Below are 13,096 nucleotides of genomic sequence, written 5' to 3'. Positions count from 1 at the left end.
GTATATTTTTATTCAATCTAAAACCTCTTCAAATTTCGATGGTTCCGAAATGAATAATTTTGTATTCGGTGTAAAAGATTTTTTTAGTACTCAACCAAAATTAGTAAGAAACAAAGATATTGAAAATTTCGCTGAAATATCTAACCATTTATTTGAAAATGCTGCAAGTTTTAGAGAAAATCCTACTCTAAAATTATATTATGTAACAACAGGAAAATGGACTAATGATACAAATTTATTAGGTATTAAAGAAAGTAGTATAGACACTCTAGAAGGAACAAATTTATTTGAAAAAGTAACTTTTACACTATATGGAGCAAGAGAAATTTCAAATGCTTATAGAAAGACTAAAGAATCCACATCAACCACTTTTAATTTTAATAATAGAATTACAATTCCTAAAATAAATGGTGTATCCCAAGCATACATTGGACTATTACCTTATAATGAATTCATTAAAATTGTATCTGATGAAGACGATAATTTATTAAATGTATTCGAGGATAACGTACGCGACTTCCAAGGTGATAATACTGATGTAAACGGAGGAATAGCATCCACAGTTATTAATGAAGGATCAGAAATATTTAGTGTGCTTAATAATGGTATAACTATTGTTGCTAGTACTATTTCTCCAACAGGAGACCAATTTACAATCACGGATTATCAAATTGTAAATGGTTGTCAAACAAGTAATGTTCTTTATAATAATCGTAAAAATAATAATATATTGAATATTTCCATACCTGTTAAACTAATCGCAACAAATGATGAAGAAGTTAAAACTAGAATTACATTAGCAACTAACAACCAAACTCCGATAAAAAAAGAGCAACTTGCATCTTTAACACAGTTCCAAAGAAGCTTAGAGCAATATTATAACTCCTATACAGGTGAAAGTAAGATTTATTATGAAAGACGATCTAAACAATACAATGGTGATAACTCAGTCCTTAAATCAAAAATCATTACAGTTCCTTATCAAATTAAATCTTTTGCAGCTATGTTTCTAGATGAACCTCATAACGTAACCAGCTTTTTTGGTACTATAGTAAAAAAACTCAATGAAGAAAAGGCACAAATTTTTAATAGTGATCATACCTATTCTCCTTATTACACAAGTGCATTTGCCTATTATAAATTAGAAACTTTCTTTCGTAAGGGCAGTATAGACTCAAGCTATAAAAAAGTTAGATTTCATATATTAATGCTCTTTAGACTTTTAAATAACGATGAGCAATTACCTCCATTTAATAGTAAGAAGATGGACAAATACTGTGAAAAGCTTTTAACGATATTAAACAATGAAGGTAAAGCTTTAAGGTCTTTTAATAGATGTTTAGAAATTATAGATAAATCTGGATTCAACAAAGCAGATAAACAAGATGTTAAATTAGCAAGTAAAACAAGGCTTCTAACAGACTATATAAAGAATTTATAACTTTTAAGTTACCACTTAATTATTTTAATTAAGTGGTAATGAATTTACAAAATGATTTAGTGTACCTTTCACTCCGCCGCTTCATTGGTCACTCTTAACACTTCTTCAAGTGTGGTCTTCCCTTCCAAAACTTTACGCAAACCATCATCCCGAATTGAACCCGATTGTTTACGTGCATAATCCTCAAGCTCATATTCCGCTGCATTGCCATGAATCAGCCGACGCATTTGCTCATCCACAGGCACAATTTCATAAATCGCAGTTCGTCCCATAAATCCCGTATGCGAACAATGATCACAGCCTTTCGGTTGCGGCAATTGAAGCTCACCTTGCAAATTCAAATTGGCGAATAAACCACGTTCAAAATCATCGGCAGGTTTAGTCGTATGGCAATGCGAACAAAGTGTACGAACCAAACGCTGCGCAATTACGCCAATCAAAGAACTGGACAATAAAAATGGTTCAATGCCCATATCTTTTAAACGGGTCACCGCACCAATGGCAGTATTGGTATGTAAAGTTGACAGCACCAAGTGACCTGTCAGTGAGGCTTGAACTGCAATTTCAGCGGTTTCTAAATCACGAATCTCACCCACCATCACCACATCTGGATCTTGACGAAGCATCGCTTTTAAAGCACGAGCAAAGGTCATATCCACTTTGGTATTGACCTGAGTCTGCCCAATACCTTCAAGTTGATATTCGATCGGATCTTCAGCGGTTAAAATATTTTTCGAACCATCATTTAAGTCAGATAGTGCCGCATAAAGCGTGGTGGTCTTCCCCGAACCTGTTGGACCAGTCACCAAAATAATGCCATGTGGACGATGTACCAACTGGGTCAAACGCTCATAATCATCTTTCATGAGACCCAAGTGCGTCATATTTAAGCGACCTGCTTGCTTATCAAGCAAACGCATTACCACTCGTTCACCATGTGATGATGGAAGCGTGGATACACGCACATCCACTTCACGACCTGCAAGTCTTAACGAGATACGACCATCTTGCGGAACACGTTTTTCCGCAATATCCAGTTTCGCCATGACTTTAATACGTGACACCAACAGCGGTGCCAGTTCACGGCGTGGCTGCACAATTTCACGCAGTTGACCATCGACCCGTAAACGAACCGATAATTTTTTCTCAAATGCTTCAATATGAATATCGGATGCACCCACTCGAATCGCTTCGGACAATAAGGCATTAATGAGTCGGACGATCGGTGCATCATCTTCCTGATCCATTAGGTCTTCTGTTTCAGGCACTTGATCGGCTAAACTGAGTAAGTCCGGATGATCTTCCAAACCTGCGGCAACTTGTTGAGACTCCCCTGTTTCACCTGCATAACTGGCGCTGAGCATCTGATTAAAATCTTGTTCAGAACTGAGTTGATGTTGCGCTTGACGTCCTAAAAAACGACGGGCTTCCTGAATAGCAATGGCTGAGGTATCCTGTCGACGTACGATAAAAACTTGATCGCCTTCATAACGTAGTAAGACGCCATGCTTTTTTGCAAAACTATACGGTATTTGTAGTTGTTTGAGTACTTGCATTCGGACTTATAATAATTGATTAGAATTCATTTGAGTGTACTCTAAGCTTAAGACAGCGTGAAGTCTGTTTTTATACCAAATCTTATTTTAAGGATGTATGACCTTGTCTGATCATGATCATTTAGAGCCAGGAATTCCAACAATTAAATGGTGGGGCGAGCAAAAATTTGAACTCAACCAATCTAGAGCTTGGCAATTTGGTTCGCTTGTTCTAAGGCTAACTCGTGGCTTGCAAGAGTGGCGCTTGGAATACTATCGCCCGCCTTATCAATATGATTATGAACAACAATGGCAAGAAATTACCGATGTGCATTTTGCATTTCCCAAACCTGTTCATATAGAACGTTATATGTTTCGTGAAACGCCACAAACTTTTCAGCTTTTGCCACGTTTGGCAGATCGTTCTGTGGTGATTCGCCCTGTCGATCCGATTTATATTCCTGCGGGGCAACGTGGCACGCTATATATTAGTACACCATTATGGATTGCAGGCTATGTCGATGGTCAGCGTGATCCTTTATTTGATATTCCAGTGATTCAACCGAAAGACACATGGTTTGGTCCAGACCATCAAAGTGGTGAGATGTGTTATGCCACATCGGTCGATGGTCGAACTGAACTAAAACAACTTACGCGTCGTGCCTTCCGTGCAGTTACACCGATTGTATTTCACAATGTCAGCAGTCAACAATTACGCTTTGACCGTATGAATGTCCCTGTTCCTGCATTGCCTTTATTTTATAGTGAAAGTACGGGACGCTTATGGACGTCGCAAATTAAAGTCATTCATGAAGGTACAGACCGCCCTGCTCGAATTAAAATTGAAAATAAGACCCCACCCTTGGCTGGTGAAGTCAGTTATGTCAACCAAGCACGCTCTCTAGGTGGTGCTTTATTTAATATGTTCGATTCATTTTTCTAGGGGGCAACATGGCAAAAACAGATATTACTCAAGATGTCACGAACAGTATAAAAGGCATCTTTACCAATATTAATACCGATCGCCTGACTGAAATTTTAATTGCAATTGTGCTGTGTTTTATCGGGTTTATTTTTGCACGCGTGGTGTCCAACACCTTTATTCGCACCATTGGAAATCGTTTTAATGCCCATCAGCGACTGGTGTGGCGTCGTGGTATTTTTTACTTTATTTTTATTATTTTTGTTATGGCAAGCCTTAAGGAAGCTGGCTTTAAACTCAGTGTCTTTATTGGTGCTGCGGGTATCTTAACTGTGGCTTTGGGTTTCGCTTCTCAGACCTCTGCAACCAACTTAATTAGTGGTTTGTTCTTAATTGGTGAAGGTTCATTTGAAATTGGCGACACCATTCAGATCACGCTTATTCGTGGACATACCATTGAAGGTGAAGTGATCTCAATTGACTTGCTGTCTGTAAAACTTTTAACGCAGGATAATGTTTATGTGCGTTTACCGAATGAACAACTCATTCGAGCCCCAGTACATAACCTGTCCAAATATCCAATACGACGCATCCCGATTACCCTTGCGATCAATTTCCATGAGGATATTATTAAAGTCCGTGAAGTCTTGCTCAAAGTTGCGAACTCCTACCCTTTGGTTCTCGCCGACCCTAAGCCTGCTGTGACCGTCACAGCCTTTCGTGAGTCGTCTATTGAATTACTCTTTGCTGTGTGGTGCAAACAAGGTAACTTTTTAAAAGTGCGAGATGAAATGCAAGAACGTATTCGTAATGGCTTCGTTGAAAATGAAATTGAAATCCCCGTACCGAAAATGGGCTTTGTCGATCGTCCACCGCAAACTGCATTAACCGATGAAGAAATTGATCAATACGCAAATGAAAAAGAAATCAAACGCGAACCTAAAAATGGCTAAGTGATCAATCCAAGAGCATTCGCTTTAAAACATGTTTTAAAAAAAGTCCCTGTTTCAATACAGGGACTTTTTTATATTTAGCCAGTCATCATGTTTCATTAGATTTAGAAATAAGGTGTTGATCTGATTCAGGCATCGGTGCGATATAAGCAATGATCAGCATGATTCCACCTGCGCCTAAGAACGATAAAACCCGCATGATCGTACCGACATGAGACAGATCAAACAGCACCAGTTTTAAAGTCACCACCGCCAAAATACTGCCCCCTAAAATCCACATCGGGCGTAATTTTCTTCGACTCGCTAAACTCATGGTGACAAATGCCAAACTGACCCAGAGCAAAGTCAGACTCAGTTGCACCACAGCATTGTCCCACAATGCCAAATCGTTATACGGCGTTCCCCAATACACATGTAAAGCACGTAAGACTATATAACTACTGAGCCACAGTAAACTCAGCACCATCAATACCGCCACAATACCCTTGTCCAGACCATGCTTCATTTGTAAAGTCAGCACCCAAATAAAACCAGCCAAAACAGCTAAGCTCACCACATCAAACGGATTCAAAATAGGTAATAAATAGCCCTGAAAGGCTTGCTGTGAAAAGAGCTGTGAACAAATGATCCAAAGCATCATAAGCAATAAGGTACTGCGTGTTTGCCAGAAGATTTGCCAATCTGCTGAGGTTGTTTGTTTATAACTCCATGCACAAAAGATCAGTGGCAAGATCACCACACTAATAAACGGCATCTGAGGAATCAGGGCTAAACTTGCCAAAGCCAGAGAAAATAGTGTGCCTAAACTCACCCACTCTTTTTCAGCTCGCACACCCAGCATCGGTCGGAGCCACGCCCCTGTCATCAATAGACATGCCAATAAAAACTCAATCCGCTCAAAAGCTGAGTGCCATACAATAACGCCATTTTGACTGGATTCAAGGACAATACATAAGGCAAAAACCAGCAAAGGAACCAGTGCAAACCATTTAGGCAATAACCATGACCACGTTGCTCGCGAACGGATCATGCATTCATTCAATACGAAATAAACAACTGCCACGATCATTAGAGTATGCACAAATTGCGTTGCCCCAGAAAAATAATCTAGAAGCAAGAAAATCAACATGATGCATGCAGACAACATCAACATACTTAAAAATAAGATGCTAATAAACGACAATTGCTCTCTAAATCTGCGAATAGCATTTGCGCCCAGAACCACGGTCAAATAACTAAGGCTGAGCACCCAGAACATCATGGTTGGGAATTCAGTTGAGTCAACAAGATAGTAGAGACTTGAAAGCCCTGCAACAATCAATAGCCCCATCGCTAAATATCGACTAATCACAGATGCTCGGTATAAAGCGATGAGGTAAATCAATGCACCTTCAATCGCCCAACCCATGACGCTCCATTGATCAGGCAATAATATTGGAGGAATCAACGCTAAAAAGATCAGCATTAAACTAAAATAGCTTTGGGAAATTAGTCCAATCGACTGATTTTTCTTCGCCAGTTGATACAAGCCTGCATAGACCACAGCAAACCCTAAACTCATACCCGCTTGCCATGTGGTTTCATGAAAATACATCAGATAAATAAAGATATATCCCACGATCGGTGCGCTAAAAATTAGGGCAATATCTAAGGCAGGTTTCAGTTTAAATTGTTCAATATCTGATTTGGCAATGAGTTGACTGAAGCGAAAACTCAGCCAAACAAAAATAGCCGTATGTGCAATGACTAAAATCGTCATCATGTTCCGTTCATGCACATAACCATGAATGATGGCATACATACCGCCAATGACGGTGGTTGCCAAAAATGCAATTTGATTAAGTATTTTCCACGGTCTTAAAGTACTTAAAATCGCAACAGCAATGTTAATAACTAAATAATAAGTGACCAATTCAACGGCTGTGGCATCACGAACAGGCAAAGTGAACGGTGCAATATAGGCAATCAACATTGCCATCAAGGCCAGTTCAATGGCTTGTTGTTTTAAACTTAAATACAAGGTGATGGCCATAATCACAATAAAGCACAGCCCAGCACCAAATAATGATGGAATCACGTGATTGTAATAGGCAAAAAATAAGGTCAGGAATAAGCCTGCTAGCCCCAATCCTTCAAGCGCAAGTGCAAAACTACGATTTTTTAGAATGAGTAGATAACCCAGAATCGTGACTAAAGCACTGACACCCGCGACAATTGTCAATTTAAATGCAAGGCTCAATTGCCAATGCTCAGTTGCAAATCTGAGCAGTAAGATCACACCAATGACAAGAATCAGAATCGCCACTTTTAACACAGGATTACCTGTAAACAGCCATTGTTGAATTTGCTGTTGCAATCCAATTTCATTTGAAGATGATTCTGTTGTATGACCTACGGCTTGTGACGATAAATTGGTTGTTTGTTGAAGATCAGGATGTGAGTCTAAAGGCATCTGAGTCGAGTGTTTTAATTTGGATTGCAAAGTATTTAAATTATTTTCTAAACGGCGCAACCACCTTAAAAAGAAAAACACCCATAGTGTAATTCCAAGTGCCATCATCCCACTTAAATGTAAAAAGCCCCCAACCACAGCCACAATAGACGCTATATACAAGGGAATACGAGACGTATGCGTCAGCTTAACTTGACCTTGTTGGGCCATTGACTGTGTGGGTTTTTCAATCGCATCGACATACTGAATCACACTGACGATTAGAGCGATTCCACATAGATAAGCCAAAGCATGGACGTTTAAAAACCAGGCCCCAATACCGACAATCATCAGCACCATTAACCACATCATGCGGATTTCGTTTTGTCCTTTAAACATATGATCTTATTTCAACTTTCCTTTTATACTCTGCATGATACAACAGCTTGTTTCAGTATTTTGCTAAATTCGACAGAGATTCGGTAACCTTGGTCATCATCAAGTTTCAGCGTAATACAAAAAAATCACGTACAATAAAACCGTTATTTGCATAAGGAAGGTTTCGATGCCACCATTTGTCTTGGTCGATGGGTCATATTTTTTATTTCGTGCTTACCATGCACTGCCACCGTTAACCACCTCAACTGGTTTACACACCAATGCGATTCGTGGTGCGATTTCTGCGATTCAAAAACTGATGCGTCGTGTGCAACCCACACATATGGCGGTGATTTTTGATACACCAGAACCAACATTTCGTCACGTACTATCACCGATTTATAAAGGTGATCGTCCAAGTATGCCTGAAGACTTAGCCGAACAAATTCCTTATTTGCATAATCTAATCCGTGCCTTAGGTATTCCTTTGCATGTTCTTCCTGGCGCAGAAGCCGATGACATCATTGGCACATTGGCAAAGCGTGCTGAGAAAGAAGGTCATCAAGTCCTGATCTCAACTGGCGACAAAGACATGGCACAGTTGGTCACAGACAAAGTCACGCTAGAAGACAGTTTTAAAGACAAACCTATGGATGTGAATGGTGTCTTTGAAAAATTTGGTGTTTGGCCAAATCAAATTATTGATTATTTAACCCTCATGGGAGATGCCTCTGATGGCATTATGGGTGTGCCAGGTGTCGGCGCGAAAACCGCAGCAAAGCTTCTAACCGAATATGGTTCAATTGGCGGCATCTTAGAAAACGTTGACAAGATTAAAGGCAAAGTAGGTCAAAGCCTCAAAGACAATGTTGAAGGCATTACACTCGATCATCAGTTGGCAAGTATTGTTTGTGATTTAGAACTCAATCTCACTTATGACGATTTAAAACTCTGTGATCCAAATGTGCCTGAACTTCGTCGTCTTTATACCGAACTAGAATTCCGAAATCAGTTGCAATCGCTTGATCATCCAAACAATCCAAATAATTCAGCTTATAAAAAGACCTCTCAAGTCATTGAACAAAGTGCTCAGGCACCATCAGAAAATGTCATCGAAGATCAAGCAGTTTCAACTAGTGTCGATGATCAACTCGGTCAAGCGACTTATCATACTGTGTTAACTACAGCAGATTGGGAAAACTTCTTTAAACGTTTCAGCACGGCAACACGTTTTGCTTTTGATACAGAGACGACAAGCTTGGATTATCGTGTGGCTGAAATGGTTGGCTTTTCGGTGGCGTTTGATGCCAAGGATGCCTACTACGTTCCCCTTGCGCATGATTATGAAGGTGCACCTGAACAGCTGAATCGTGATGATGTCATCGCACAAATCAAACCAATTCTTGAAAATCCACAAGTTGAAAAAATTGGTCATCACTTAAAATACGATGCGCATATTTTGGAAAATCATGGCATTCATCTGCAAGGTTGGTATTTCGATACCATGCTGGCATCTTATGTTTTAAATGCAGTGGCAACACGTCATGGTATGGATGATGTTGCTCGTGTTTACTTGAGCCATCTCACCACAACATTTGAGCAGGTTGCAGGTAAAGGTGCAAAACAAAAAACCTTTAATCAGATTGAGATTGAAACTGCAGCACACTATGCCGCTGAAGATGCGCATGTGACGTATCGTTTGTATGAAGTGCTCGACCGTAAACTGAAAGAAACAGCACCGTTAATTGATATTTTGCATAAGGTTGAAATGCCGACTGCATCTGTTTTAACGTCGATGGAAGAAAATGGCATTGAGCTCGACTTAGCCTTTTTAGATCAATTGGGCAATGAGTTCTCTGAAACCATTCAAAATCTTGAAAAACAGATTATTGAGATTGCAGGTGAAAGCTTTAACGTCAGCTCACCAAAACAAGTCGGTGAAATCCTATTTGAAAAAATGGGAATCAAAGGTGGCAAGAAAACCGCAACGGGTCAGTACAGTACCAGTGAAAGCATTTTAGAAAAAATTGATCATCCAATTGCACAATTGATTCTGGAATATCGTGGTTTAACTAAGCTGAAAAGCACTTATACCGATGGTTTGTTGAAACAAGCCAATGATGGTACGCATCGTGTACATACCAGTTATCATCAAGCGTTGACTGCAACTGGTCGTTTGTCTTCAACCGATCCTAACTTACAGAACATTCCAGTGCGTGAAGAAATTGGTCGCCAAATTCGTAAAGCGTTTATTGCACCGAAGGGTCGCGTATTACTGGCAGCCGATTATTCACAAATTGAATTACGTCTAATGGCGCATTTCTCTCAAGATGAAGCGTTGGTCGATGCCTTTAACCATGGTCAGGACGTGCACCGTCGTACTGCGGCTGAAGTGTTGAATGTTGCCCTTGAAGATGTGACTCATGATCAACGTCGTCAAGCCAAAGCGGTGAACTTCGGTTTACTCTATGGTATGTCTGAATTCGGTTTGATTCGTCAGCTTGGTTTTACCCGTGAAGAATCTCAAAACTATATTAAGCAATATTTCCATCGTTACCCAGGTATTTACGAGTATATGCAACGTACCCGTCAAGTCGCTCTGGAACAAGGTTATGTGGAAACCATTACGGGTCGTCGTCTATATACACCAGACATCGACGCACGCAATATGATGATTCGTAAAGCGGCTGAACGTGCTGCGATTAATGCGCCACTACAAGGTTCTGCGGCAGAAATCATTAAAATGGCCATGATTGAAGTCGATAAAATCTTGCCAAAAGACCAAGCTAAATTACTCCTGCAAGTACACGATGAATTGGTATTTGAAGTGGATGAAGCCATTGCAGATGAATTGGCAGTGAAAATTGCTGAAACGATGCAAAGTGTTGTGAAACTGTCTGTGCCTTTAGTGGTTGAAGTCGGTAAAGGTCTAAATTGGGATGAAGCGCATTAAACCCTAAAATTCGAAAAAGCCCAATCAGTAATGATTGGGCTTTTTACTATTGATACTATTAATTTTTGTATAAGCTGTATTATATTCATTTAAAAATCAGTTCTATTTTACAAACTGATAAAAGTTTACTCACGACACTCCATATCCCTATTGATCATGAAAAATGTTACTTTTCTATCAATTGTGTCTTCTAGAAATTCTTTAGGAACTAAATTTCTCGAATCCATATGTATTCTTACAACGGTTTTAAATACAAAGTGTACACAAAGACCTGCTAAAGTTATAACAAGAATAAAAATCAATTTATTTGATATTTTTCTTTTAAAAAAATAAAAAAATAAAAAATAAAAAATACATAAAATAAAAAAATTAATCAAAAATCCGTGAATAAAAAAACTATATTCATGGAACCCAGTTGTTTCCATTAACCAAATAGAAAAAATACCATAAAGATTAGATGAGCAATCACGATTTACAATAGAAAAAGATAATATTGAAATTAAAGATAAGATACTGCTTAAAATAATTTTATTCATCATATTTATCTATATTCTGCATTAAATTAAATACTGAAATATCAATTTCACAATAAAATTATCACGAATTAATGACAAATAAAAACAATATTCAATTCAAGGATCATTAAACTTAAGCTGACTATGGATTTTAATCAATTCTTGTTTTTGGGCATCTGTAATATTCTTTAAACGAAGAATATCTTTCTCTTTGATTTTAGGTCCAGTTTTTAAACCTTCAAATCCCATTATTTCTACTTCTTTATCTAGCCATTCCTGTGCTGGTTGAGACATATGATATTTGCTTATCTTAGGATGAAAAAATTCTAATTTTTTATTATCTTTATTTTCAACATAGTGAAGATTCTTTTCATAGACTGCATCACTTTCATACTGATTTCTAATAATATGAGTGATTTGTTTCACCATGTCATCAGAAAAAATAAATGTTCGAATATAATCTGTACGTAAACCATCATGTTCATAGGGATCATCATAGTAAAAATAATGTCCTCGTTTAGTATCAACAGCCTCGATTATGTAAGAAATATCAGTATTATCTTTGAAATTTTTATCTAAAACTTTACCTTTATCAATTACTGTTATAATTTTGTCATAGCTATACCAGGATGATCCTGTACTTTTACCATAAATATATAAGTTTACTCTTAAACCACTTAAATCTACAGCAGGATCAATATTAAACTCATAAGTGACGTTATTTGGTCCATTCATTGGACTACATCCTATTATAAAAAATAAAATTATTATGCTTGATAAATGTTTAAATCTATTCATCGGTAGCGATATCCTAACTTATTCCATTCGTGAACCTTGGCTAATTCAGGTGTTTTGGCAGAATTCCGTGTTGTTCGATAATCATTAAAAATAGATTGAAAATCATCTTTTAAACGCAATTTATTTTTGAAAAATTTCATCGTTAATATTTTAGCGTTACGTGTAGTGATAGCTTTAAGACCATTATCACCTTCACTTGCTACCATGAAAGTAGGTGCATAATCCCAACCAATACCTTTATGTACAGCAATATGCTCTGCAGTTATTCTTAGATCTGGCAAAAATGACGGATAAGACGAACTTGGTTGTCCTGCTACAACGACATTTTGACAATTTTTATATGCAGATATTTTTCGAGCAAAAGCCTTTTCATATTTTTTTGTTTTTGCATCTAACTTTGCTGTATTACAACCAAAGAAGTTTAATCTTGTTTCTCCATTTGCCCAATAATATTTTAATTTTGCCCATTCAGACTCAAGCATCTGTTGATGTTTACCAGATTCAACTAAAATAAGTATTTCCTTAGGATCAAACTGATAAGCATTGTAAATAAGTGGTCCTTGAGTAGCAGCATGTGAAAAAAAACTCACTTCTTTTACTGCTGCTTTTGTTTCTCCTCCATAAAAATTCACCCAATAATCGATTGCTTTTTGGATACTACTAAAGTTAGTAATATCAGGGAGATGTACTTTATGTATTAAAGGGTCATACCAAGGCTCTGTTTTTAATATAATATTTCTTGTTTGAGCAGCCTCTTGAAATAAATTCTTAGCCTTATCTTTTTCAGCAACCCAAAAAAGTAAAAAAAATTGTACTTTTCGAGTAATTTTTTGAGTAACTTGGTTGCCTTCAGTAGTAGTTTTTGCTGTTGAAGATTTTTTATCATCTGTTGTCATTATTAATCTCAAATATCTAAGATAAATTTTATATTTTGCTCAGTTGTACTGAATAATACTTGAGTATAACCATCTTTATCCGTAATACCCTTTACTTCACGACCATTAGCGTAATATGCCGAATATCTTGTATTCTCATAAGGAATGCCATCATCATCAATAAATTGGTATCTTAACGATGTAGAGTTATTTTCGGGAAGAAGAGGTGTATGTATAGCTACTTTTTCACCACTTTTAAAAAAAATGTTGCCCAGCGAAAACTTTAAATTCTCTA

8 protein-coding genes are annotated in these 13,096 nt (G+C 37.7%); 4 read left to right on the top strand and 4 right to left on the bottom strand.

The genetic code is table 11. From position 1 onward, the window contains the following. Nucleotides 1–49: 49 nt before the first annotated feature. On the top strand, nt 50–1,441 hold the full coding sequence (locus tag G8E00_RS03390; RefSeq protein WP_196781999.1) for an AIPR family protein: 1,392 nt from the start codon (nt 50–52) through the stop codon (nt 1,439–1,441). Between the two features lie 68 nt (nt 1,442–1,509). On the opposite strand, the gene gspE is transcribed toward G8E00_RS03390, so the two are convergent. Beyond that, on the bottom strand, nt 1,510–2,997 hold the full coding sequence (gene gspE / locus G8E00_RS03385) for a type II secretion system ATPase GspE (RefSeq protein ID WP_166221968.1): 1,488 nt from the start codon (nt 2,995–2,997) through the stop codon (nt 1,510–1,512). A gap of 103 nt (nt 2,998–3,100) precedes the next feature. Here gspE and G8E00_RS03380 point away from each other — a divergent pair, with 103 nt between their 5' ends. Together G8E00_RS03380 and G8E00_RS03375 are read left to right on the top strand one after the other, a co-directional pair. Continuing rightward, entirely contained in the window at nt 3,101–3,919 is an 819-nt protein-coding gene (locus G8E00_RS03380; RefSeq protein ID WP_227591293.1) for a hypothetical protein, read from the top strand. Between the two features lie 8 nt (nt 3,920–3,927). After that, nucleotides 3,928–4,851: a mechanosensitive ion channel family protein gene (locus G8E00_RS03375; protein WP_166221966.1), complete on the top strand. Its 924-nt coding sequence runs from the start codon at nt 3,928–3,930 to the stop codon at nt 4,849–4,851. Between the two features lie 88 nt (nt 4,852–4,939). Here G8E00_RS03375 and G8E00_RS03370 read toward each other — a convergent pair whose 3' ends face one another. Next, nucleotides 4,940–7,681 (bottom strand): DUF2339 domain-containing protein, encoded by a 2,742-nt coding sequence (locus G8E00_RS03370; RefSeq protein WP_166221964.1) that lies wholly within the window; start codon nt 7,679–7,681, stop codon nt 4,940–4,942. 166 nt (nt 7,682–7,847) lie between these two features. Here G8E00_RS03370 and polA point away from each other — a divergent pair, with 166 nt between their 5' ends. Continuing rightward, nucleotides 7,848–10,613 carry a DNA polymerase I gene (gene polA / locus G8E00_RS03365; protein WP_166221962.1) on the top strand — a complete coding sequence of 922 codons (2,766 nt, stop codon included), beginning with the start codon at nt 7,848–7,850 and terminating at the stop codon, nt 10,611–10,613. A 632-nt stretch (nt 10,614–11,245) separates the two neighbouring features. Here polA and G8E00_RS03360 read toward each other — a convergent pair. Both G8E00_RS03360 and G8E00_RS03355 read right to left on the bottom strand, forming a co-directional pair. Continuing rightward, complete coding sequence (locus tag G8E00_RS03360) at nt 11,246–11,863, bottom strand: hypothetical protein (protein WP_166221960.1); 618 nt, start codon at nt 11,861–11,863, stop codon at nt 11,246–11,248. Nucleotides 11,864–11,922: 59 nt separating this feature from the next. Then, entirely contained in the window at nt 11,923–12,822 is a 900-nt protein-coding gene (locus G8E00_RS03355; RefSeq protein WP_166221958.1) for a hypothetical protein, read from the bottom strand. Nucleotides 12,823–13,096: the final 274 nt, after the last annotated feature.

Source organism: Acinetobacter shaoyimingii (assembly GCF_011578045.1).
In the GTDB taxonomy this organism is placed as follows: Bacteria; Pseudomonadota; Gammaproteobacteria; order Pseudomonadales; family Moraxellaceae; genus Acinetobacter; species Acinetobacter shaoyimingii.
The sequence above is the reverse complement of the archived record's forward strand: the minus strand, read 5'-3'. Positions and strand labels throughout refer to the sequence as shown.